Origin of the sequence: Xylocopilactobacillus apis (assembly GCF_033095965.1) — a bacterium.
Classification (GTDB): Bacteria; Bacillota; Bacilli; order Lactobacillales; family Lactobacillaceae; genus Xylocopilactobacillus; species Xylocopilactobacillus apis.
Map to the genome: position 1 here is coordinate 1,607,440 of NZ_AP026801.1, position 25,325 is coordinate 1,632,764.

Annotated in this window: 22 protein-coding genes; 4 read left to right on the forward strand and 18 right to left on the reverse strand. The window is 34.4% G+C overall.

Going from position 1 to position 25,325, the window contains the following annotated elements:
- Position 1: 1 nt before the first annotated feature.
- From R8749_RS07565 to R8749_RS07605, 9 genes are all read right to left on the reverse strand, one after another.
- Positions 2 to 904 (reverse strand): BspA family leucine-rich repeat surface protein, encoded by a 903-nt coding sequence (locus tag R8749_RS07565; protein WP_317695578.1) that lies wholly within the window; start codon positions 902 to 904, stop codon positions 2 to 4.
- A gap of 250 nt (positions 905 to 1,154) precedes the next feature.
- Positions 1,155 to 2,138 carry an ornithine cyclodeaminase family protein gene (locus R8749_RS07570; RefSeq protein ID WP_317695579.1) on the reverse strand — a complete coding sequence of 328 codons (984 nt, stop codon included), beginning with the start codon at positions 2,136 to 2,138 and terminating at the stop codon, positions 1,155 to 1,157.
- A gap of 86 nt (positions 2,139 to 2,224) precedes the next feature.
- Entirely contained in the window at positions 2,225 to 2,392 is a 168-nt protein-coding gene (locus tag R8749_RS07575; RefSeq protein WP_317695581.1) for a hypothetical protein, read from the reverse strand.
- A 2-nt stretch (positions 2,393 to 2,394) separates the two neighbouring features.
- Positions 2,395 to 3,729: an MFS transporter gene (locus R8749_RS07580; RefSeq protein WP_317695583.1), complete on the reverse strand. Its 1,335-nt coding sequence runs from the start codon at positions 3,727 to 3,729 to the stop codon at positions 2,395 to 2,397.
- Between the two features lie 150 nt (positions 3,730 to 3,879).
- A complete protein-coding gene (locus R8749_RS07585; RefSeq protein WP_317695586.1) occupies positions 3,880 to 6,276 on the reverse strand; it encodes an alpha-L-rhamnosidase in 2,397 nt (798 codons plus the stop codon).
- 324 nt (positions 6,277 to 6,600) lie between these two features.
- Positions 6,601 to 8,046, reverse strand: coding sequence for a glycoside hydrolase family 1 protein (locus tag R8749_RS07590; protein WP_317695588.1), 1,446 nt, complete (start codon positions 8,044 to 8,046; stop codon positions 6,601 to 6,603).
- A gap of 16 nt (positions 8,047 to 8,062) precedes the next feature.
- Complete coding sequence (locus R8749_RS07595) at positions 8,063 to 9,922, reverse strand: beta-glucoside-specific PTS transporter subunit IIABC (RefSeq protein WP_317695590.1); 1,860 nt, start codon at positions 9,920 to 9,922, stop codon at positions 8,063 to 8,065.
- A 68-nt stretch (positions 9,923 to 9,990) separates the two neighbouring features.
- Entirely contained in the window at positions 9,991 to 10,824 is an 834-nt protein-coding gene (gene licT / locus R8749_RS07600; protein WP_317695592.1) for a BglG family transcription antiterminator LicT, read from the reverse strand.
- Between the two features lie 117 nt (positions 10,825 to 10,941).
- Positions 10,942 to 11,664, reverse strand: coding sequence for a GntR family transcriptional regulator (locus R8749_RS07605; protein WP_317695594.1), 723 nt, complete (start codon positions 11,662 to 11,664; stop codon positions 10,942 to 10,944).
- A 128-nt stretch (positions 11,665 to 11,792) separates the two neighbouring features.
- Between R8749_RS07605 and R8749_RS07610 the strand changes: the two genes are divergently transcribed.
- Both R8749_RS07610 and R8749_RS07615 read left to right on the forward strand, forming a co-directional pair.
- A complete protein-coding gene (locus R8749_RS07610) occupies positions 11,793 to 13,166 on the forward strand; it encodes a glycoside hydrolase family 1 protein (RefSeq protein ID WP_317695596.1) in 1,374 nt (457 codons plus the stop codon).
- A gap of 14 nt (positions 13,167 to 13,180) precedes the next feature.
- Positions 13,181 to 14,044 (forward strand): ROK family protein, encoded by an 864-nt coding sequence (locus tag R8749_RS07615; protein ID WP_317695598.1) that lies wholly within the window; start codon positions 13,181 to 13,183, stop codon positions 14,042 to 14,044.
- Positions 14,045 to 14,097: 53 nt separating this feature from the next.
- On the opposite strand, the gene R8749_RS07620 is transcribed toward R8749_RS07615, so the two are convergent.
- The 4 genes from R8749_RS07620 to R8749_RS07635 are packed head-to-tail and all read right to left on the reverse strand — an operon-like array spanning position 14,098 to position 16,682.
- The gene (locus R8749_RS07620) at positions 14,098 to 14,925 is read right to left on the reverse strand and encodes a PTS system mannose/fructose/sorbose family transporter subunit IID (RefSeq protein ID WP_317695600.1); all 828 of its coding nucleotides are present in this window, start codon (positions 14,923 to 14,925) and stop codon (positions 14,098 to 14,100) included.
- Positions 14,922 to 15,746: a PTS mannose/fructose/sorbose/N-acetylgalactosamine transporter subunit IIC gene (locus R8749_RS07625; RefSeq protein ID WP_317695602.1), complete on the reverse strand. Its 825-nt coding sequence runs from the start codon at positions 15,744 to 15,746 to the stop codon at positions 14,922 to 14,924. The genes R8749_RS07620 and R8749_RS07625 overlap by 4 nt, the downstream gene beginning before the upstream one ends.
- 14 nt (positions 15,747 to 15,760) lie before the next feature.
- A complete protein-coding gene (locus R8749_RS07630; RefSeq protein ID WP_317695605.1) occupies positions 15,761 to 16,255 on the reverse strand; it encodes a PTS sugar transporter subunit IIB in 495 nt (164 codons plus the stop codon).
- Between the two features lie 19 nt (positions 16,256 to 16,274).
- The gene (locus tag R8749_RS07635) at positions 16,275 to 16,682 is read right to left on the reverse strand and encodes a PTS sugar transporter subunit IIA (protein ID WP_317695607.1); all 408 of its coding nucleotides are present in this window, start codon (positions 16,680 to 16,682) and stop codon (positions 16,275 to 16,277) included.
- A gap of 99 nt (positions 16,683 to 16,781) precedes the next feature.
- Between R8749_RS07635 and R8749_RS07640 the strand changes: the two genes are divergently transcribed.
- Together R8749_RS07640 and kynU are read left to right on the forward strand one after the other, a co-directional pair.
- Positions 16,782 to 17,972, forward strand: a complete 1,191-nt coding sequence (locus tag R8749_RS07640; RefSeq protein ID WP_317695609.1) for an MFS transporter — start codon at positions 16,782 to 16,784, stop codon at positions 17,970 to 17,972.
- Entirely contained in the window at positions 17,969 to 19,240 is a 1,272-nt protein-coding gene (gene kynU / locus R8749_RS07645) for a kynureninase (RefSeq protein ID WP_317695611.1), read from the forward strand. The genes R8749_RS07640 and kynU overlap by 4 nt, the downstream gene beginning before the upstream one ends.
- 39 nt (positions 19,241 to 19,279) lie before the next feature.
- Here kynU and R8749_RS07650 read toward each other — a convergent pair whose 3' ends face one another.
- The 5 genes from R8749_RS07650 to R8749_RS07670 form a co-directional block, all read right to left on the reverse strand.
- Positions 19,280 to 19,621 carry an ArsR/SmtB family transcription factor gene (locus R8749_RS07650; protein ID WP_317698541.1) on the reverse strand — a complete coding sequence of 114 codons (342 nt, stop codon included), beginning with the start codon at positions 19,619 to 19,621 and terminating at the stop codon, positions 19,280 to 19,282.
- The gene (locus R8749_RS07655) at positions 19,608 to 21,539 is read right to left on the reverse strand and encodes a heavy metal translocating P-type ATPase (protein WP_317698542.1); all 1,932 of its coding nucleotides are present in this window, start codon (positions 21,537 to 21,539) and stop codon (positions 19,608 to 19,610) included. The genes R8749_RS07650 and R8749_RS07655 overlap by 14 nt, the downstream gene beginning before the upstream one ends.
- Positions 21,540 to 21,665: 126 nt before the next feature.
- Positions 21,666 to 22,313: a pyroglutamyl-peptidase I gene (gene pcp / locus R8749_RS07660; RefSeq protein WP_317698543.1), complete on the reverse strand. Its 648-nt coding sequence runs from the start codon at positions 22,311 to 22,313 to the stop codon at positions 21,666 to 21,668.
- 78 nt (positions 22,314 to 22,391) lie between these two features.
- Positions 22,392 to 23,678: an RNA polymerase factor sigma-54 gene (gene rpoN / locus R8749_RS07665; RefSeq protein ID WP_317695613.1), complete on the reverse strand. Its 1,287-nt coding sequence runs from the start codon at positions 23,676 to 23,678 to the stop codon at positions 22,392 to 22,394.
- Positions 23,679 to 23,951: 273 nt separating this feature from the next.
- The gene (locus R8749_RS07670; RefSeq protein ID WP_317695614.1) at positions 23,952 to 25,322 is read right to left on the reverse strand and encodes a family 43 glycosylhydrolase; all 1,371 of its coding nucleotides are present in this window, start codon (positions 25,320 to 25,322) and stop codon (positions 23,952 to 23,954) included.
- Between the last annotated feature and the right edge of the window lie 3 nt (positions 25,323 to 25,325).

Genomic DNA, 25,325 nt, shown 5'->3' on the forward strand with positions numbered 1-25,325 from the left:
ATTACTCTGCTTGTATCGAAGTGATCCAAACCAATAAAACCACCCCCAATGGTGCACCATAAAACATTTGACTCATATCAGTTACTTTGCTTGTGTCAAAACCACTCAAGTCAAGAGTAGCATTTAATGTTTGACAAAATCTAAACATCCGACTCATATCAGTAACTTGACTTGTATCAAGATTAGTTAATCCTTCAATTGAAGTCATATTTACCAAGTCCCCAAATACATTTTTAATTGAACCAGAACCAGTAACTCCTGGTTCAACTACTAATTTCTTAATACTCGAATTGTTAGTCCATGGCCAATTATAGATATAAGCATCTCTATCAGCATTTAAATCATGTGGATGAATAGTTAGTACTCCACCAACTACTTCCCACCAACTATCACGAGGTTGGAGAATAAATTCTTTCTTTGCTCCGATTTGATCTTGTGCTGTAATCGTAACTGGTTGACTGCTAACTTTCAGATCTGCTGGCAATTGAGCTTGAAATTCAGTTTCATCAATATCACGAGTTCTTAAGCTCTGCTGATTTAAATTGCTTTTTAACTGGATCGTTAAAGGAACATTGTCGTGTTTTTGTCCGTTTTGATCTTGATAAGTTATTGTTAAGTGCTGGGCAGACGGATTTTTAATCGCTCCTGTAATTACTTTTTGGCCGGGATAATAGTTCTTCTGATCAAGACTTATTGCTTGATCTGAGACCCCTTTGCTCTCACTTTGAACTGGAGATGACTTGGCAGTTAAGCTTGTTGAACTAAGATCTGTGCTCGGATTGTCTGCTTTAGTTTTCATATTTTGATGAATTTCAAATAAAGACAGAATAATCATTAAAATTAGAATTTGCCAAAGAAATATTTTCTTAATTCGGCGGTTTCTTTTTTTTGATTTCAAATCCACTTCACAGCTCCTTAACTAAAAAATCATTCATTTAATAAAAATTATCTTCTGAAGAGATTATATCATCACGGCGAAAAAAGATTGTTTTTTTTTTTTTTTCTTGTTACTGTATATTTAAACAGTACGGTATAAATCCAGTAACCACAGGCATTATAAAAAAGCGATTCAATTTTTGTAATAATTCTTTTCAAAAATTGAATCGCTTAATTTATTAAATTTATAAATTTTGAAATATTTTTTTAAGTTTAAGTTACCAATTCGTACCTAAATTACTTGCTTGTGATTTTTCAAAAATCGACTTGGCTGTCATTAAATCTTGTGCGGCAATTCCTACCGTTTCAAAAAAGATGATTTCGTCTTCGGATTCGCGTCCTCTTAAACTGCCGTTAATTACCTGACCTAGTTCACCGGTGAAACGATCTTCTTTAATTTCTTTATTTTTTAAAGGTATCAAGATATCACCTGATTCGGCTAAGACTGCACTTTTTGAATCAAAATAAATTTTGGAAGAGCGCTTTAATAATTCTACTGGCGTCTCTTCCATTTGCGGCTGATATGATCCAACCCCACAAATCGTAGCCCCAGCTTTAATTTTATTGCCATCGTAAACAGGATTTTTGGAAGTAGTAACAGAAATAATCACATCAGCATCTTCAATTGCTTCATTAGGATCTTTTGCTGCAACAATTTTTGAGCCATATTCAGCCAATTGTTCATTCATTTTGGCAGCAAAATCTTTCGCTCGATCATAATTGATATCACTAACTCTGACTTCATCTAATTTTCTGGCGATTAGCATTGCTTCTAATTGCGCGGCAGCCTGTCCACCGGTCCCAATTAATGCTCCAATCTGGCAATTCTCATTGGCTAAGTATTTTAAAGCAACACCGCTTGCAGCTCCTGTTCTTAGCTGGGTGACATAATTACCGTCCATAATACAGTTAATAACCCCTGTATTTGCATCAATATTTAAAACTTGCGCATTAATCGAAGGAAGATTTTGTTTAATATTATCCGGAAACATGTTTAAAATTTTTACACAAGATGCTTCTTTTTTCTCGCAAAAAGCTGGCATGCACAAAAAACTACTTTTTTGATCATGCTTCACTATTTGAGTTCTCAAAGGTACTTCAACTTCACCAGCTGAAAAAAGTTCAAAAGCCTTTTCTACTGCACTCATACATTCTTTAAGGCTATAAAATTTTTGGATATCAGATTTACTAAGCAATAACATTGGTAACTCTCCTTTTCTTATTTAGTTAAATCATATCAAATAAAAAAGCACCAGAAAGTGCTTTTTAATAATGATCGCGAGCTGAATCATTCTTCTTCTAAATCATGAACTTTATAGTTACCTGATTTAAATTGTTCGTCACCACGTTTTATTTTCGAAAACAAATAAGAATTTGTCATCACTCTCAAAGTCTCTTGTAAGGATTCATTATTCTTTGACATCACTAATTCACCATTCCTTTTATTATTAACCATTATCATGCCTTTTCCAGTTTCTTCTCTGTAGACATAATATAAAGCAAAAGTAATAAAGCAAAACCGGCTGCCACGAAAAGTACTGTGATGTTCATCCCCCAGCCAAATTTTTCAACTAAAAAACCAATCATTGCTGTTGCAGCTGTTTCACCAACAATATACTGAAAGAATCCCATAAAACCAGTAGAGGTCCTAACGGCAAATTTTGGTACTACTTCATTGATAATTAAACCAACTAAATTAATTGGCGCCACCATAAAGTTACTTAAAAGGATTAACGTCACTACCAATACAGCGTGATTATTGCTTACCAGATATGAGATTAGGCATAAGATAACACCTACAACACCGACCGCACAGACGGCTGCCCGTCGATTTTTAAAAATGTCGGACAAAAATCCACCTAGTATGATTCCTGGAATTGCTGCTAAATCAAAAATTCCCACTAACCATTTTGCAAATGTTGGACTAAATCCTTTAAATTGAATCAAATAACTAGGAATCCAGCTAATAACCCCATAATGAACCAAATACAAAAACATTGAAGTCAGAGTTACAGCCCAAACTAATTTATCTTTTAAAATATAACGCACTAAAATTTGAACTACATTTAAATCGGTTAACTCTTCGTTAGTTTTTTTACCACTATCAAGTACGACTTCATCCCCCGTGTATTCACTAATACTTGGTAGCCCTACAGCTGCCGGACGATCATTACCAAATATTAAAACAATTACTCCCATAAAAATTCCGATAATTCCTGTAGTAAAAAATACCATCGAAATTGAATGTGAAAAAAGAAAAGCAGCTAACTGGATTGCCGAAACACAAATTAACGATCCAAAACTTTTTGACGTATTCCATACCGCATAAACGAAACCACGCCGTGTCTTACCCCACCATAATTGAATAATTCTTTGACAAGCCGCTGCTCCCATTCCTTGAGCTGCTGCCATTACTATCATTAGAAGACAAATAACGAAAAAGTTACGTGTTGTCCCAAAAAGAAAATTTAAAATTGATGAAACAATTAATCCAGTTGCTAGATAACGATTACTATCGCTTTTATCACTGAATGCACCCATAAATAACTTCGAAATCCCATAACCAATTCCAAAACACGAAAGGATTACCCCAAATTGAGATGTTGAAAAATGATAAACGTGCATTATGTCCTGCTGCTCAACGGTAAAAACCTGTCGTACAACGTAATACCCGCTGTAACCAACAAGAATTGCAATAAAAGCACCAATTTGGTACTTCGTATATGTACTTTTAACCTTATCAGCCGGCACTTTTTCCTTCGCATCAGCAGCCGGCTTTAAAAAAGAAAACATTTTCTACCTCCAAAATAAAATATCCCCCTAAAGGTTCTCATTCATTTTAGGTCAAATATGTTAAAAATACATCCAATAAAACATATTACTAATAATTCGCACAAAAGTAGTAATTTTTAAAATACTATTATTAGCTTCGGTTATCAAATTTTAGTATGCAAAATGATACTTGCCTGCTTCAACTGCAACCTCTACACATTTAGAAGCAGAATTTAATACGCCCATTGAATATTTGTGCATGATTTCTTTTTTCATTTCTTCATTTTTGTAAGGTAAACAAATAATTGCCTTCATTTTTTCAGGCAGACTTACTGTCAGGTCAAATCGATTTTGATAATTGATTTCAACTTTAATTAAACCATTTGGCGAATCAAAGATGCTTTTTAGTTGATCGCAAACTTGAACTTGCGGAAAAATTTTAATTTCTTTAAATCCTGGTTTAGTAGAATTCATGCCAATAACTTTGCGCACAAACCAATCTAAAACACAGCCCATTGAATAATGATTAAACGAAAACTGACCAACTTTTCCATCCGGCTGAATTCCTGACCACGTTTCCCATATTGTGGTTGCTCCCTGATCAACTTCATACATCCATGATGGACATTTTGCCTGTAAAAATAGTTCAGCAGCTAACTCCGTTTCGCCATTGTCAGTTAAAACATCCAACAAGTATGGAGTGGCAAGAAATCCTGTATCAAGACAATCACCATTATCGTGAATTTTTTGCACCAAACGCTCAACCAATTCAGGTTTTTTTTCAGCAGGTACCATATCAAAAGCAAGTGCCAAGACATAGCAGCCCTGATAATCACTTACTAGTCTAGAATCCTCAGTAATGTAATATTTGATAAATGCTGCTTTTACTTTGTCTGCATATTGCCGGTACGCTGTGCTGTCATGTCCCAAAAGATCAGAAATTTCAGCCATTAACTCACTACTATGCTTTAAAAAAGTTGTTGCAACTAACTCTTTCGTCGCTTTTGAAGTCGCCATTGGATTACCGCCGGACTCCATCATCAAACTTGGCAACATCCAATCTCCATAATGAAATTTGGTATCCCATAAATATTTGCGGTCATCGGTTTTATCCCCGGCAGCACTCTCTTTAGAAAAGTTAAACCACTTAACCATTGAATCATAGTTTTCTGCTAAAGCTTCTTTATCGTCAAAACGCTGATAAAGAGTCCAAGGAACCATAATAATTGCATCTCCCCAGCCAGCTGAAGAATATGACCCTGTAAATTCAACGCTTTTAGCAGCATCTTTGGGTGCCGGTGAATAATCGATAATTTCACCGTTTGATCTTTGATCGATTCGAACATTTTTTAACCAGCGTTTAATAAACTGATTAGTATTCAGGTAGAAAGTTGAAGCAGGAGCAAACACCTGCATATCTCCCGTCCATCCAACGCGTTCTCTTTGAGGACAATCAGTCGGAATTGAAAGCATGTTGCCCCTTTGACTCCATTTAATGTTAGATAACAGCTGATTAATTTTAGAATTACTTGTTTCAATCCACCCTGTTTCTGACATATTGGAATAAATTGGGATTGCCTCAATTTTTGTTAAATTGGATCTTTTTAAACCAGAAATTTTAACATAGCGAAATCCGTGGAAGGTAAAATCAGGCTCAACGGTCTCTTCTTTCCCATTCCCAATAAAAATATCAGTTTGATCTTTATTGCGGCCAATAATATTTTGGAAGAATTTTCCATTTTCATCCAAAACTTCACTATGTTTAATGACTACTTCTTTATTTTGTGGAAAAACCGCAGTTAGCCGAACTCGTCCAGCTATAACTTGTCCAAAGTCAACGACTAATTCAGCTTCCTCCTCCCAGATTTTTTGGCTGCTGAGAGCTTGATTACGAAAAACTAACGGACCTTCTTGAGCAGAAAGACGACTATAATCAGCTGTAATTTCAACTGCTGATTCTGAAAAATCTTGATTGTTTTTCAGCCACTCATCATCTAAACGTAAATCTTGCTTTTCTCCAATGTCAATATCTGCATATCGATGTTTTCCATCGCCAGTTGAAAAGGTGTTATCAGTACCGATCACTAATTTACTGCCGTCCTGCAGCTCAATCTTTAAATCAGCTAATAGAGCAAGTTGATTACCAAATTGGCAGCTGCCTCCCTGAACGCTAATTCTTCCTGCATACCAACCATCAGCAACTTCCACACATAAACTATTATTCCCTTCAATCAATTGATCTCTAACATCGAAAGTTTGATACTGTAAAAAGTCATGATAGTCGGTATAATCCGGCGTAAATACTGCTTCAGTCACTTTTCTGCCGTTAATAAAAGCTTGATAAATGCCTTGCGCTGTAATTTCAAGATTTGCTTTTTTCACCGGTTGGGTTAATTCAAATATTTTTTTGAAATAAACAACTGGGTGTAGCCGTTCATCGACAGGCAATTGCGGTTTCAACTGGCCAGAAAACATTTCTTCAAGTGTAAATTCTGGCTCTTCACTTACTATTGCTTTAGGCGAACTAATCCATTTGCCTTGCCATAAATCAGCTTTATTTTTATCCATACTTCAATCCTCTTTAAACACAATGAAGCTATTTTAACACCTGTAAATAGATAATTATAGAAAAAGTACAAAATACTGAACTCTTAAAAATCTCTCAGTTTTAATAAATGGTAAAATTTATTGACTAAAACAAAACTAATATTTAGAATTCATAAAGAAGAGCGGTAGATACTCTACGGAGCCTACTACGGAAATGCCTTTGTTCTCTGATTAGAACAGAGGTATTTTTTTGAAAAAATTTAAAACAACACCATCGGTTAAATTAATTTGCAAAAAAAATCACCAACCCCTAAAAAAGGTTGATGACTTTCTCAAAAATATTTTTTAATCTAAATCAGCTCCGTTTGAAGCGATGACTTTCTTATACCAATCAAAAGATTGTTTCTTATAACGCTTAAATGTTCCTTCGCAATGATCGTCTTCGTCAACATAGATAAATCCATAACGCTTGGACATTTCACCGGTTGAAGCACTAACAAGGTCAATACAGCCCCAAGGAGTATATCCCATTACATCAGCACCATCATCGATAGCTTCACTAATCGCTTTAATATGTTCACGTAAATAATCAATTCGATAATCATCAGCTACATAGTGATTATCATCCGGCTTATCAAAAGCTCCTAAACCATTCTCTACAATAAAGAGTGGTTTTTGATAACGATCTGATAATTCATTTAAAGCAATTCTTAATCCTTCAGGATCAATCTGCCAGCCCCAATCACTTGATTTCAAGAAAGGATTAGTGACACCGCCAATTAAATTTCCCTTAGAACTATTAAGATCATTTCTGGTAACCTCTTCAACTGTCGACATATAATAGCTAAAACCAATGTAATCAACTGGATATTTAGCCAATAAATCTAGCTCTTCCTGCGTGTAGTCGATGTCTTCTGGCTTAATATTATATTTAGCAAGAAGACTCTTTGTGTAAGCTGGATAATGACCGCGAACCTGAACATCGGCACAGAAGAAATTATTTTCTTGATTAGCTTTTAAAGCTGCCATTTGATTGACTGGATTTGAGTCATAGCTGTAAGTTGTTGCATATAAAATCATACAGCCAATTTGTAAGTTTGGATCAATTTCGTGTCCAATTTTAACTGCTTTTGAACTTGCAACAAATTGATTATGCCATGCTTGATAGATATTCTTCTTATCTGCCCCGCCATTAGCATTGGTCAGTCCTTGACTCATGATTGGAAAATGAGCAGCACTATTAATTTCGTTAAATGTCATCCAATATTTAACCCGATCATGATAACGATTAAGAACAACTTGCGCATATCTTTCAAAAAATTCAATTAATTTCTTGCTTTTCCAACTGCCGTATTTAGTAATCAAGTTTAAAGGTAATTCATAATGTGAAATTGTAACAACTGGCTCAATGTGATGTTTGATACATTCATCAATCATCTCATCATAAAATTTCAATCCTGCTTCATTTGGCTGTTCCTCATCACCATTTGGAAAAATTCGAGACCACGCAATTGAAAAGCGATAGCACTTAAATCCCATTTCTGCAAATAATGCGATATCTTCTTTAAAATGATGATAATGATCGATGCCAATATGATTTGGATAAAAATATTTGTCTTCATGAACTTTAAAATCAAAATCAGGACTATTTACGACGTCCATTCTTTCTTTACCGCCAGGCAAAACATCCGGCAAAGATAATCCTTTGCCGCCTTCTTGATAAGCGCCTTCCAACTGATTTGCCGCTGTCGCACCACCCCATAAAAAATCTTTAGGAAATTCTTTTCCCATTATTTACCTCCGTTAGTTATTTAATTGTATACATTAATACTATATCATCTGAGACCGGTTTCTCATCAAGCAGTGTTATTTCACTAAAATCGCCTGTATTTGTGATAACGATTGGTGTAGTGACCTCATAACCTGCTTTTTTAATTGCCTCTAAATCTACATCCATCAATAGCTGACCCTTTTTCACCCGATCTCCATCTTTAATATGAGATGTAAAAGGTTTTCCTTCTAAATTAACTGTATCAAGTCCAATATGGATTAATAACTCAACGCCAGTATCACTTTTTAACCCAATCGCATGTTTCGTAGGAAAAACTGTAACGACTTCACCATCAAAAGGTGCTACGACTTTTCCGTTATTAGGAACTATCGCAACTCCGTCACCTAAAAGTTTCTTTGAAAAAGTTTGGTCAGAAACTTCCGTTAAATTTACTAAATCACCTGTAAGCGGTGCATAAATTTTTGTTGTAGCCGTTGGTAAGGCTTCTTTTTTTGAATCAACCGTCGGAGTTGACGCACTTTCTGGATCATCATCAAAACCAAAAATAAGAGTCAGAACAAATGTGATTATAAATGATGCAACCAGTACAATTATTGCATTAATTAAATTGCTGCTATTAGTTTTACTAACGAACTGTGGCAAGGACACAATCGACGGTACCGCAAAGGCGTAAGATTTTAAATTAACAATTCCCATAAATAGTCCCGTAATACCACCCGAGACCATTGCAGCATATAGCGGCCTTTTGTATTTCAAAGTTATACCGTAAAGAGATGGTTCAGTAACTCCTGCCACAAGTGCCGAAATACTTGCAGCTGTTGCCACTTGTTTTGTATTTTTGTTCTTAGTTTTAAAAGCAACTGCTAAACTAGCTGCCCCTTGAGCAATATTAGCTGCTAACATTGCAGGTAATATTAATGAATCAGGTGTTGCAACGGAAGCTGCTAAGAAAATTGGTGAAAATGCCCAATGCATTCCAGTCATAACGATTAAAGGCATGAATGCTGCCATCAACGGCATTGCGAGCCAACTAGCTTTACTTTGAATGAATAAGATAATATCAGATAAAAGCTTTCCAGCATAAGTTCCAATCGGTCCAACCACAACCAATGCTAAAGTGCCTGAAATGAAAACCATTAATAATGGCTTCAAGATACTCTTCATTGATGCCGGACAAATTTTGTCAATTCCTGCTTCCAGATATTTCATCAGCCAAACCATTAAAAGAATTGGAATAACTGACGAAGAATATGTAGCTAATGTGACTGGCAATCCCATTAAAGATACAGGTTTCCCTGCTGTAACCATTGCTGAAAAATTAGGATGAATCATTATACCTGCAACCGTTACGGCTAACATTGGTGAAACATTAAAATACTTAGCACTGGTGAACGCCAGCATAACCGGTAAAAAGTAGAATGGTGCATCTCCGAAGATATTTAAAAACGCATAGGTCGAACTTTTTTCACTCAGCCATCCCAAAAGCGGTAATAATATTAAGATGACTTTGATCATTCCGCCGCCGATTAAGGCAGGAATTAGCGGTGACATACAAGACGAAATAAAATTAGCAAACCGATTAAACCAGTTTTCTTTTTTCGCCCCCGGGTCCGTTGATGCTTGTTCATCTAAATTAGTCAATTTTTTCAATTCTTTATAGTACTCGGAAACATCATTTCCGATAATAATTTGGTATTGTCCTGACTGATGATTGATCCCAACAACCCCAGGAATTTGTTTTACTTCATCATCTTTAACTTTAGATTCATCTTTTAATCTAAATCTTAATCTTGTCATACAGTGAGTTAACGAACTAATATTGGAATCTTCCCCAACTGCCTTAAAGATTTCTTGTGCTGATTTTTTATAATCCATTTCTTCTCCTATCAACTAAAAAAACCTAAACAGAAATTCTGTTTAGGTCATGCTCTTTTGATAACACCCTAGTATAAATTTTTAACTAATCGATTAATGTGAACAGTCAAGTATAAAACTTCTGTATTATTAATCCGATAACGATATTTGTTACTAATAAACGCCTGAATTTTTTGAGCACAGCTATACGACTTAGCGTACTTCTGCTGGATAATTTCCAGCAATGCCTCATCTTCATCATCATAATGTTGCTTTAATAAACAACGCTGCGCAAAAAATTTTAAGTGAGTAACAAAGCGGTAATAACTTAAAGAATTTTCATCTAGTTCTGTGTGAAAATAATCTTTAACAATCTGTTCAACTTCCCGCACAATTTTAACAATATCATCAGCTAAATCATTACCTGATTCCGCATTAATAAAATGCAACGCAATAAAAGCTGCTTCATCATCAACTAACTTAATCCCTATATCCTTTTGAATAATCTGCAGAGCCTTTTGGCCAACTTCATATTCATCTGGATAAAGACGCGCAATATCCCATTTCAGAGAATTACGTAAAACTAAATTTTCATTGTGGCGTTCGATGGTCGAATGAATATGATCGGTTAGATCAACGTAAATTACTTCGCTTAATTTCTTACCCAACTTAATTTTGGCAAAATTAATAACTTTTTCGGAAACAGTGATTTCCGCTTCCGGAACTTTAATTACTAGATCAGTAAATCGATTAAAAGTATCAGGATCGTGAATTTCTAGCACTTTTTCAACTAGATTATCATCTACTTCTTCACCGATACTCTTTCTGTAACCGGTTCCAGCTCCTAAAACCAACACAATCTGATTGTGTGGCTTCTGGGCAATCACTGCATTATTATTCAATATTCTTTGAATTAGCATCATTTAGCCCATCATTTCAAAATATCCGGGCAGTCATGCTCAAAATAGATAACACCTGCTTAAGACGTATTTCACTATAACAAACCCTGAATGCGCTGTCAAATAGAGCTTTTCTTTTAATTAACGACGATTTCCTGGAAGATAAACGGAAATACTTTCTTTATCAAATCGATGATGAGTTTCTGAAAACTCAAACGGAATGTTGGATTCTAACGAAACAATTTGATTTACTTTTAGGACAGGATCATCAGATTTACATGATAAATACTTTTTGTCATCTTCAGTTGGTTTAGCTGCACTAATTCGACGATAAGCTGATCCGATTTTTTGCCGTAAAACCTCTTCAATATAAGCATAAACCGAACCTCCTAAAATTGTTTTATCAATTTTAGGAATAATATTAACTGGCATAATGGTGTATTCAAGTGCATAAGGATCATGATCTACGATTCTTAACCGCTTAATATCGTAAATTAGATCTCCAGTTTCGATTGTCAAAGCTGCAATTTCTTTTTCAGAAGGATAACGAATTTCAAAATTGATAACTTTACTTTCAACAAGGTGTTTATCTCCCAAGAGTTTGGTAGTTCCAATATATTGATCCACATCTGTTTCAAAATGGGAAAGTTCATTAGCCGTAGAGCGCACAAAAGTACCCGCTCCTCTTTGAGGATAAATTAAACCGATTTGAATTAAATGATCCAGCGCTTTACGGATGGTCACGCGGCTAGTGTTAAACTCTTTAGCCAAATCATTTTGTTTTGGAAAAAGGGATCCTGCTGGATAAGTCTCATTTTGAATCCGTTTCTTTAAAATATTTTCGATTTCGCGATATTTCAACATTTTTATAATCACTTTTAATTTAATTTACATCTATTATAAAAGAAATTTCGTTTGTTTTCTTTTAAATGTATTTACTTTTTATTATAAATGTATATTCTTTTATATGTAAATTGAACAAGGAGAAAATTATGACTGTTTTGAATCCAAATTTTTTTTGGGGGAATTCTACTTCCAGTATGCAAACTGAAGGAGCTTATAATGAAGGCGGAAAGGGGCCTTCCGTTTATGATAATCGTCCTGCTGAAAAAAATTCTTCAGATTGGAAAGTAGCAATTGACGAATATCATCGCTATCCAGAAGATATCTCGTTAATGAAAGACTTAGGAATGAACTTTTATCGTTTTCAAATTTCATGGAGTCGTGTCCAGCCAAAAGGTGAAGGGGAATTTAATCCTGAAGGGATCCAATTTTATCACGATCTAATAAACGAACTCTTGAAAAGTAAAATTCAGCCTATGATTTGTTTATATCACTTTGATATGCCGCTTTATCAAGCTGAGCACTACAACGGTTTTATTAACAAAGATGTTGTCGAACACTTTGTTGATTTCAGTAAAAAAATGGTCGAAGAATTTGGTAATCAAGTTAAATATTGGATCACGTTTAATGAACAGAATCTTTACAGCATTAATGAAGCCTTTAAATGCAGCGGTTATCTAAACGGAAAACAAACCATTCGCGATTTATACCAAATTCAACATAATATTGCTTTAGCACATGCAAAAGTTGCTAATTATATTCATGAAAATTACTCTGATTTGTTGATTGGGGGTATGCTGGCATTTCAAGAAGTTTACCCAGCTAGTCCTAATCCTCAAGATCTTGAAGCTGTTAGAAGATATAAAGAATTTACCAATTATAATCTTTTAAGAATTTTTACAAAGGGAAAATATTCTAATGAAGTTATCTCATTCATGAAACATCATCATTTAGATGACATTTTAGATTCACAAGATCTTGCGGAAATTTTCAAAATTCGCAGTGATTTTATCAGTTTTAGTTACTACAGCACCACTTGTCTTGACAGCACTAAAATCCCGATTGGAACAATTCCTAATGATTTTGCTAAAAAAGGTACCGTTCATAATCCTTATCTAGCTACCAATGAATGGCAATGGCAAATTGATCCTCAGGGTTTCTACAGCGTGTTAATGGATCTTTATAATCGCACTAATTTACCGATTTTTCCAATTGAAAACGGAATTGGAGTTCGTGAATCATGGGATGGTAAACACGAAATTAATGACCAATATCGAATCAATTATCATCGTCATCATTTGATGGCTTTAAAAAAAGCGGTCCAAGATGGCGCAAACATTATTGGTTATCTTGGTTGGGGGCTTGTTGATATTCCCAGCTCTCAGGGAAATATGGATAAAAGGTATGGCGTTATCTATGTCAATCGAACTAATCACGATCTTAAAGACTTAAAAAGGGTTCCTAAAGCTAGTTACCATTGGCTTAAAAAAGTAATAAACTCTAATGGTGAAGATTTAACATAGAAGAGAGAAATCAAATGAAATCATTAATCACAATTGACCTTGGCGGTACGTCTATTAAGTACGGATTATGGAACCAAAAATCTAAAAAATTAAGTCAACAAGGTCAAGTCGATACACCCAAAAAATTAACCGACTTTTATCAAATCATTGAAGATATTGTCAGTAAATTTTCTGACTCCAATGTTGAAGGAATTGGATTTAGTTTCCCCGGTGCAGTAAATTCAGAAAAAGGTGTTATTGAAGGAATCAGTGCGGTTCCTTATATTCACAATTTTCCAATTAAAAAAGAACTGGAGAAAAGATTTAAATTACCAATTTCCATGGCAAATGATGCTAATTGCGCTGCTATTGCTGAAATTACTGATGGCGCTGCCAAAGACGTTAAGAATGTTCTTTTTTTAGTAATTGGAACAGGTGTTGGCGGAGCTGCTGTGCTTAACCGCCATTTAATTATCGGTAATCATTTATATGGCGGAGAATTTGGAATGATGCTTGTTAAAGGTAAAGCTCTAAGCAGCGTGGGAACAGTAGTTAGCTTAGCTAGTAAATATAATAAATTAAGCCACACTAATCTGTCTGGCAAGGAAGTTCTTGATCTGGCTAAAAAGTCTGAACCAAGTGCTAAAAAGTTAGCAGATGAGATGTTTGAATGTCTTGCCCAAGGTATTTATAATTTACAATTTACTCTTGATCCTGAAAAATTTGTGATTGGCGGTGGCGTTTCAAAAAACTCCTACTTCTTTGATCAATTAAATTCAGCATTAAAAACATTGGTCAAAGAAATTAATTTGATCGATTACGTGCCTGCAGTAATTCCGGCTCATTTTTATAATGATGCTAATTTAATAGGGGCGGCAGAGAATTTTTATTTTAAATAAAAATTCAAATTAAAAAAGCACTTCACCATTCAGCAAAGTGCTTAACTCATCTTTTAGACAAAACCAACTAATCCTAAGACAATCGCTAATACCAAAACTCCTAATAAAATCCAGTTGACATTAACTTTTTTACTTAAAAGCCAATAACATCCAAGGGTTACTGCCAGCGGAACTAAACCTTTCCATAACTGATCGAGATAAGTTTGAATTAAAATTGGTTTTCCACCAGTGATTGGAATCGACAACTTGCTCTTAAAAGTTACCATTGTTGCAGTCATACAGCCTATCATCATTAAACCCAAGGTGGACGCTGCTTTGTTAAGAAGCTGCATGCTGCCGCTTTTATACATATCTGATATAAAAGTATCACCAAGAGTAAATCCCATATATGTAAGATAGTAACGAGTCAAGATCGCTGGGATGTTGTAGATTAATAAAAACAGAATTGGTCCGAAAATTGAACCTTGACTAGCCAAACTAATTCCAATACCAGCCGCAATTACTCTTAATACACCCCAGAAAATTGAATCTCCAATTCCTGATAAAGGTCCCATTAACGAGGTCTTTAAAGCCACAATTGATTCTGTATCAAAATTAGGATCTTCAGAATTTTTCTTTTCCATTGAAGCAACTAAACCCATCACAAATGTTCCAACATTTTGAGTGATATTATACCAAGTTGTATGGCGAGTTAATGCATCAGCCTGAGCTTTATCATTGTCTTTATAATATCTATCAATTGCCGGCAAAATGGAATACATAAATCCTGGAGCATGTGCCTTTGTCGCCCCTGCACGACTAGCAAAAACAGTAAATGAACGCCAAAAAATAGAATTTAACATTTTTCGGTCTTCAGTAGAAACATTCTTGGTTATTTTCATGAGAAAAAGTCCTCCTCTTCCTGATCTTCAGTACTAATATTAGTTTCAGTCGCTAATGTCCCTTGAGTATTTTGTTTATTTTCAAGATCCATAATTTGTTTATCCCGCTGCCACTGGATAACAACAATAATAATTCCAATTGCTGCAACAGCAATAGATGGAAGCTGCATATAAGCTGCTAAAACAAAACCTAAGAAATAGTAAGGAGAAAGTTTCTTACTCCAGAGCATCCGCATTAAAATTGCAAAACCAACTGCTGGTAATAATCCTCCTGCAGCTGATAAACCAGCCATTAAATTTTTAGGAATAGAATTTACTAAGTGTTGAACTGGTTTTGCCCCTGCTAAAACAGAAAAGAATGTTACCAAAGAAAAAACAAAATAATTTAAAAACCACATCCCAAAATGAGCCCAAACTAACCCTTTTTGGTTATTGGCGGCCGCTAATTTATCAATAATCGGAGCAAAAAGATTCATCACAACGTTTTTCATAAACATTGATATAAACGCTGCAAATACACCGATTGGAACGGCAATCGCCAAAGCAGCTTTTTGATTAACATTAAGCGTAATCGCAAATGTTGTAGCTAATACTGTAGCTGTAACTGGCTCTGCTGAAAGGGCTCCTCCAATATCAACTGCACCCATAAAAATAGCTTCAAGGGATGCACCCATCATTACGCCAGTTCTAACATCACCAAAAATTAAACCTGTGACTAAACCAACAACTAATGGACGCTCGATCATAGTCTGACCCCAAAGCCAATTGCCGCCAAAACAAATAAATACACTTAGTGCAGCTAAAATTGCTGTTTTTAACATTTCTCCCCCTCTAACTATTCAACGTTTTTTAATAAAGAACTAATTTCCGTTTTATTATTGCTCGGAACTACTTGATTAAAAACTGGAATACTTAGCTTAACCAATTCTTTTAAAGCTGTTAATTCTTCTTTATCAAGCATTAATGTCGAACTTAACTGCACTGACTGATCTGCATTTTCGGCAAATCTTCCAACGTTAGCAACATTGATTCCATCAATATCTTCAACATTTCGGGCAATCTTCAAGGCATCTTTAACGTTATTAGTCAAAGCAAACATTCTCATATCTTTGCCCTTTGGGTTATTAAAAACTTTAATAGCGTCATCAACTGTTCTAATTAATAACTTTTTACCCGTCGGCGTTGCCATTTTTAACGTCATTTTTACCGTTTCGTTATTAGCTGCATTATCATTTGCTACAACAATTCCTGGCGTATTGAGCTCTTTAGTCCATACTAAAGCCACTTGGCCGTGAATTAACCGATCATCAATTCTTAATTGTGCAATCATTTTCTATTCCCCCTTTTTTCTACGAAAAAAAATCATCATCTGATTCATCATCTGATTCTTGAATCTGAACTCTTTTAACTTGTGATTCTTTAATTAATTCATCCAGATGTTCACTGGTTAACTTTTCGCCATCCAACAACACTGATAATACTACTGCTAAATTAGCCTGAGTAACAATAAAAACATTTTCCCGTTCAGCCGCTTCAATGACTACTTTTTGGTTAACACTGCCCCCTTCTAGATCAGTAAATATCACACAAGGTTTTGAAGATTTAGCAATAAATTCCTTAATTTCTGGAATGTAATCGTGCTGATCAACATAAGCATCGATTGTTTTAATCTCATCTCCTCTTCCCGTTAAAATATCAATTGAACTTTGAATTCCGCTAGCCATATGTCCGTGACTAGCTACTAAAATAGATGTCATTTAGACTCCCCTTAAAAGTTTTTCATTTAATTATAAACATACTTCTTCTTAAAAGTTTAGGTATAATTAACATAGTAATTGTCAAAAAGCGAGGTCAAAATGCAAAAACGACAATGGTTTAAATTTTTTCTCCTTTATTTCGGTGGTGTAACCATCTCTTTAAGTCAATTAAAAATTGTTCCGATATTAACTCAAATTAATGAAAAATTTGATATGTCATTAACTGCTTCTGCCTGGTTAATGTCAGTTTTTACCTTTTCTGCTGTTTTTTTAGCTCTCCCTGGCGGTGGAATTGTCAGTAAATTAGGCCCCAAAAAATTATTAATTGGTCTGATGGGATGTTTGATTTTTGGAAATTTATTAGGATTTTTTGCGCCTAATTATTTTGTTCTGCTGTTATCTCGTTTTATCGAAGGAATTCCTTTTTCTATGATTATTATGGTCGGAATTGTTTTTATTAATAAATGGTTCCCTGATAAAAATAGCGGATTAGCAACCGGTATCTGGGGTACATTTTCAGCAGCCGGTTCCTTAATTGCCATGAATTTATTTAAGCCCCTAGCTGCTAAATTCGGATTAAGTTCTCCTTGGATTTTAGTTAGTCTTTTAGGGATTATTCTTTTAATTCTATATATCTTTTATTTTGAAAACGATATTCAGGTCGATCAACAAAAGAACACGACCTCAATTATTAAGCAAATTAAACCAATTATTAAAAGTAAAAAAATTTGGATGTTAGCAATTGCTCAAGGATCAATGGCGTTTGTGCTTTATTCATTTATCACGCTGTATCCTTTACTTTTTACTAATTTTTACCATATTGGAGATAATCAGGCTAATTTTCTTAGCAGTTTGTTTGGACTTTTCGGAGTGCCTTTTGGCCTTCTAGCTGGCTACTTAATGGACAGATTTCCTCTCAAAGGAAAAATAATTACTCTAATCTCTTTTATTTTAATGACTGTATCATGTCTACCAATGCTAATGCTTCACGGAACTTTCTCTTATATTTTTCAAGTATTTTGTTTATCTGCAACCATCATGATGGCATCATCATGCGTAATGGTTTTAGCTCCTAAAACAGTAAATTCACCTCAACAAGTTGGCTATGCTGTTTCATTTGTTAACTTTTTATATTATATTGGTATTATAATTGGAACTCCAATCGTTACCGATATGATTGGAATATCCTGGTATGCTGCAAGTTGGCTTTTGGGAGGCATCTGCCTCCTAGGGACATTATGCATTTTTATGTTTATAATATTTAGTAATAGAAAGGAAAAAACAAAATGAAATATGAATTTTCAGATGATTTAAAACAAGCTCAAACTTTAGATCAGGAAGACGTATTATCAGATATCCGTAATCATTTTTATATCCAACCCAATCAAATTTATATGGATGGCAATTCATTAGGACTAGCCTCAAAAGATGCCGAAGAATCCCTCAATAAGATGATGAATGTTTGGAAAACTGAAGGCATTAACATGTGGGATGAATACTTTCATTATGGTCAAAAATTGGGTGATGAATGTGCAAAATTAATCAACGCTGAGAAAAATGAAGTCCTAATTACCGGCAGCACAACTTCCAATGTTCATCAGTGCGTCACTACTTTATATCATCCAACCAAAGACCGTTACAAAATTTTAGTTGATGATCTTAATTTTCCTACTGACCGTTATGCTGTTGACAGCGATGTCCGTCTTAAAGGGTATACTCCTGAAGAAGCCGTTAAAGTTGTAAAAAGTCCTGACGGCAAATATATTGATGAAGACGCAGTAATTGAAGCAATGACTCCTGATGTTGCACTCATTTTGCTGCCAACAGTCTTGTATCGTTCAGCACAAATTCTTGACATGGAAAAAATTACTAAAGCTGCTCATGAACGGGGAATTTTCATTGGTTGGGATCTTTGCCACGCAATCGGTGCTATTAAAATGGATTTTCAAAAAGTACAACCAGATTTTGCAATTTGGTGTACTTATAAGTATTTATCAGGTGGTCCCGGATCAATTGCCGGCCTGTACTTAAACAAGAAGCATTTTGATAAAACACCTGGACTTGCCGGATGGTGGGGAAACCGCGATGATACTCAATTTCAATTAAAGCATCAATTTCAGCATCAACAAGATGTTTCTGGCTGGCAAATTGGAACTCCAACAATGCTTTCAATGGCTCCCCTAGAAGGTACTTTAAAATTGATCAACAGTATTGGCATGGATAAAATTAGAACTAAATCTTTAAAAATTACTGCTTACTTAATGTATCTAATCGATACGAAATTATCCAAGTATGGCTGTACAGTTGGTAATCCGCGGGAAGATGACAAACGAGGCGGACATGTCTGCTTAGAACATCCAAATGGCTATCAAATATCTCTTGCTTTAAAAGATCGAGGTGTGATTCCAGATTTTCGTGAACCTGATGTAATTCGTTTAGCACCAATTGCTTTGTATACATCTTATCAAGAAGTTTACAAAATGGTTGAAATCCTTGAAGACATCATGTCATCTAAGAGCTATGAGAAGTATAGTGATAAACGCGGTTTAGTTGTTTAAAATCTCTCCATATGAAAAAGAGCTAATGAAATTTAATTTTCATTGGCTCTTTTTATCATTCTTTTCTTCAATATGCGCTTTAGTTAACGAATAAATTTGGATTACATGATCATCGATTAAACGATAAAATATCTGTTTATCCAAACGTTCACCCGTAACTAAACGTTCTTGTTTCAAAAGTCTTAATTGATGAGAAACATTTGATACCGATAGATCTAATTTATTAGCAATATCAGAAACTGTAATCGGTCCTTGCGCAACTGTTAAAATAATTCTCATCCGGGTCGGATCACTCATCGACTTAAACACTTCAATAATAGGCTGTAATTCTTCTTTTGACGGTAAATCAAAATCATTGCTATCTAAATCAACTACCGTAATTTTCCTTTACCTCCATACCGAATAATGGTTTTTTGAGGCTTGTTTTCTTTTTTGGACGTCGAACTAATAACAGCCGTAAGCCATTAAAAGTCACTATCAGCGTACTGCCTTCGTGCAGCGCTACTCCCCATGCAATATTCGTGATTTGTAAAACATTAAGCAATAGTAATAATACCACAACACCTAATGCAAAAATAATATTTTCCATCACGATTGCATTCATTTTTTTAGACATTCGATGGGCAAAGGTCAAGCGTGACAAATCATTTTTAACTAAAACTACATCGGCTACATCAATTGCTACATCAGTTCCTGAACCCATTGCAATCCCAATATCTGCATTAACTAGCGCCGGTGCATCGTTAACTCCATCACCAACCATGGCAACTTCATCATTTTGATTCTTCAATCGATCGATTACTTCAACTTTTTGTTCAGGTAAGACATTGGTTGCAGCTTCACTAATTGCTAATTTTTTTGCTACCGCTTCTCCAGTTTGTTTAGCATCTCCTGTAATCATTACTGTTTTTACACCATGTTGGTTGAAATATTGAATTGCCTCTTTAGCGGATTCTTTAGGCAAATCCATTAACGCAATCATTCCAACAACTTGATTATCGCGTCCAATATAAACTACAGTTTTTCCTTCATTGCTCCACTTCTGATAGTTATCTTGATAAATCGAGCCAATTTCTGAAAAATTGTCTTCTTTACCAATTAAATATTGATGCCCTTGATATTCGGCTGATAATCCATGACCAATTTTGTTCTCGCAGACCAAGTCACGACATTTTTCATTCGATTCAAAACCACTTACGATTGCTTTTGCAAGTGGATGATTACTTTGCTTTTCCATTGAAACAATAATGTTAGATAACTCTTCTTGATTAATTTCTGAGCTAAAATAACTATCCGTGACTGTTGGTTCGCCTTGAGTTAATGTTCCAGTTTTGTCAAAAGCAATAGCTTTTAAACCTGATAAATTAGCTAAGTATGCGCCGCCTTTAAAAAGTACTCCATTACGAGCCAAATTAGAAATACTAGAAAGAGTGGCTGGTATAGCACTTGCAGCTAGTGCACAAGGAGAAGCTGCGACTAAAAATCCGATCATTCGATAAAAACTAAGCGACCAACTCCATTGTAATAAAAGTGGCCCTGCTATTAAAACAAAAGGTAATAAAATTAAAACCGTATTGACATAGATTGGCTCTAATTTTTGAATTTTAGTTGCAGTTTTAGTGGGAGTTTCTTGCGCTGTCTCAACCATTTGAATGATTTTTGCAAAAACTGTATCTGAACTGTTCTTAGTTACCGTCATTTCAAATGTGGAATTACCATTAATTGTTCCGCCAAAAACTTCATCCCCAGCTTGTTTTTCTCGCGGAATACTTTCTCCACTAACTGACGATTCATTAATGCTTGCATTTCCCTTAGTTATATTCCCGTCAGTTGGCACTTGGGCTCCGTTTAACACCTGCAGTTCATCACCAATTTTTAATTCGCTCACTGGTACTGATTCTAATTCACCATCATTTGTAAATCTCTGAGCTTCAACGGGTGCCATCTCTAACAGTGACGTAATTTCCTTACGGCTCTTGTCTTCTGCATATTCTTCTAAGAAATCTGCTCCCGCAAAAATTAAAATCAACAAAGCAGCTTCTTCAAAACTTCCGATGATAATTGACCCAAGTGCTGCCAAAGACATCAAAATGTGAATGTTAGGGATGAATTTATGTTTCTTTTTGGAAGTTTTAATTGTATCTTCAATGCCTTCCCAAATTGCATGATACCCCGATAAAATTACTGCACCTAAGAAAAGAGTATTTCTGATCCAAAGTTGATTTATGGGAATTAAAAGTCCCAAGAAAAATATGATTAGTCCGACTATATAAAATTTTACAGGCTTTGAAAGTTTCATCATGTATATTCCTTTTCTGATTTCACAATTGTTCATTTGAACAACTGTTCAAGTATTCAAGTAAAATATAAATGATTTTCTTTTAGATGTCAAGAGATAATAAAAAAACCGGCTAATACCGTTAAGTTAAGCGATAGTTCCCTCAATTGTTTCAATATCGTTTCTTCCATGTCTTTCAACAATTGCTTCAATTGCTGCAGTGATCCCTCTAACATCGTCATCTAATGATAATGAAGGAGTCTGCGCGCGATTAACAACTTGTTCCGGTAAAAAAGGAATATGAATGAAACCCGCTTTAATGTTTGGAAAATATTTATCCCGCATATATTGAACTTGATAAAAAATATGATTGCAAACATAAGTTCCTGCTGTATTTGATACTTCAGCAGGTAATCCAACATTTCTAATTGCCCGCGTCATCGCTTTAATAGGAAGCTGAGTAAAATACGCTGGCGCCCCATCTTCATGGATTGGATGGTTTAAAGGCTGATACCCTGCGTTATCTTTTATTCGACCATCGTCGAGATTAATCGCAACTCTTTCAGGCGTAATCGAGTATCTTCCGCCAGCTTGACCAACATTTAAAACGTAATCTGGCTTTATTTTTTCGATTTCTTTTTTTACTACTTCGGCGCAATGATTAAATTCCGTTGGTATTTCCAACTTAATAATTTCTACACCTTTAATGACTTCCGGAAGCCTCTTTACAGTTTCAATTGCGGGATTAATTTTATCATCACCAAAAGGGTTAAATCCTGTTACCAAAATTTTCATCAATAAACCTTTCCAAAAATTTAGATAAATAAAGACGTCAAATTATTTCAATCGACGTCTTAGTTCAATTCAAATTATTTATTCAAGAGTTTTTCTTTTACTCGCACTATTAATTCCTAATTGTTCTCTATATTTTGTTACCGTTCGACGGGCAATTTTTATTCCTTGTTCTGCTAAAGCTTCAGAAATTTTTTGATCACTTAAAGGATGAGCTTTTTGTTCTTGATCAATTAATTTCTTTATTTTTTCTTGAACCTGCCCAACTGATTGACCGGAGTCAGGATTACTGCGCTTGGTAAAGAAATATTTTAACTCAAATACGCCAAAATCTGTCTGTAAATATTTGCCGTTTATTGTGCGACTAACCGTTGATTGGTTAATATTTAACTTTTGAGCAACATCCCTTAACAATAAAGGATTAAGAGTTTTTGACTTTTGCATCAAAAATTGTGCTTGGGCTTCAACAATACAACGTCCAATCATTGCAATTGTTTCAACTCTTCGATTAAGATTTCGCTGTAAAGTTTGATACTCCTCATACTTGAGTTTTAAATAGGACTTCACTTCTTGATCAGTGCTTTTCTTTAACTCATCATAAGTCTCTTTTTCAAAAACAATGTTAGGGTATCCATACTTAGTTACCTCCAGCGATAACTTATCGCCGTCTATTTTTAAAATTAGTTCAGGAATAATGTAATTATTCTGATTGAAATCTTCGGTAAATGGGTATGGGGTTAGAGTTTGAATTATTTTAAAAGCAGACTTTACTTCATCATGCGACACATTTAAATTACTAGCAATTTCATCCCATTTATGATCAAGTAATTCATCGTAACAATGCTCCAAAATATCTAAAGCCAGAGTAGTTCCCGGTGTTGCAGTTTTAAATTGTAATTGTAATGACAAACATTCAAGCAGCGACTGGGCACCAACTCCTGGCGGATCTAAATTATACAATAATTCTTTAGCATCCATTAGAGTAATTCGGTTAATTGATAATTTATTCAATAATTCATGATCGGAAAATATCAAGTACCCATGCTCATCTAAACAATCGATCAAATCTAAAACAACATTACGTAATGGCGTATCTCTCATCGTTAAGTGAACTTGATCTAAAAGATAACTGTAGACGGTTTGCTGTTCATTGGAACCGATATCCGCTGCTGTCGACATCTCTACTTCTTGCTTTGAAATAGTAGGATTTACATCAAACAATGGATTAGCCATGCTTAATTCTTGCGCATAGTCAGTTAAGTCCAACAAATTAGTCTGCAGGATTAAAATCGATTGTTTCATGCTTTGAGTCAAAGCTAATCTATGAAGTTGTTTCTGATTTATTTGATAACTTTGTTTTAATGCCATGATTAGACCTGCTATATTTTCTTTCTAACTTTATTGTAACCGATTTACAGAGGATCGGATCAATAATTGATAAAAAAGATTAAATTAGAAAATCACTAGTAAATCATGAATTATTACAGAAAGAAAACGGTTGGAAAATTGAGAAGCAATAAAGGTAAAAACAAAACCTTCAAACGATTTTGTCTTTACCCTCATTTGCAAATTATTTATATTTTAACTTTAAATTTTTTGCTGCATTTAAACAAGCTTTTTAAGGTGTATAACGTAAATTATTTATTTAATTTCACAAATACTATTAGTTACAGAAATTCCAAGACAACTTTTGTTCGTTTTTTCCACCCTACAACTAAGAACTGTTCCATTAATACTTAAAATAATAACTGTATCATCAATTAGTAAATCCAAGTGATACCATTTATTTTTGCAGATATTAATTTTTCTATTTAAACCAATATTTAAAAGCTGAAACCATCTTAAATTTGGAGTTCTATTAATAGAAATCTCTTGATCATCAATGGATATAATTAACTCATAACCCTCGTTTGTATCTTGACTTTCAAAAAAAATAATTCCTAAATATCCTTTTGATTTTCTAAATAAAAAGTCCATCGAAAACAAATAATTTTTTTTCAAATTACTATTAATCATAAATTCAGATCTTTTATTTAAAGATTTTATAATTTTTTTAGGTGCTGACAATTTCGGCTTTGCACTTTCAGTAATACTGTCTATCAACCTTGTTTCTAGTAGGCCATTACTTGTGGATACTACTTCCAATGGCAAAAAAGTACCACCCCATAAATAATTATTAGTATCCTTACCGGCTTCTTTAGATGGAACCCATCCACACAAATAAAATTTTTTCCCATTACTACAAATACGTGCAGCATAATAGGCTCTTCCGCTAAAAGTATCAACAGACGGTATAATCCAAGGACCATATAAATCCTTACTCATGCAATAATGGGTTGTTTTTTTAAAATCATATTCAGAATAAATCAAATACCACCAATCACCAATTTTTATTAGTTCTGGCATTTCTATCATCGTATAAATATTGGGTGAAAAAAAATCTCCTTTAAAATTCCAACTTGAACAATCTTTAGAAGTAAAGTAAACAATTCTTCCCGTTTTACATTTTTTATCACCTTCTAATCTTGTCCCTAAAATCAATAAGTATTCTTGTGACTTTTCATCCCAAACAACATTTGGGTCACGCCAATCATCATTATCATATCCTGTCCTAGGAGATAAGCTTTTTATAATGCCCTCTTTAGTCCAATGAATACCATCCAAACTATGTGCTTTCATCAAAACCTGTGATGGTCTTTTTTTATTAATCCAATTTTGGTTATAACCTGTATAATATGCAGTTAGTTTTTTTTCTTTATCTAAAAAAACACTTCCAGCATATATAAATTGATCTTGTTCATTATCATTTCCTTTATTTAAAACTTCCCCGTATGACTGATAATTTACAAAATCTTTCGTAATAACTAATTGCCATCCAAAAGGTTCTCCAAAAGGAACAGGATTTCTTGTATCTTTTTGAAAATAAAGATAATATGACTCATTTTTAAAATTATAAAATGGCATACAATCTCCAAAAAAACAATTATCAGGTCTAAATAAATATTTTTCCATAAT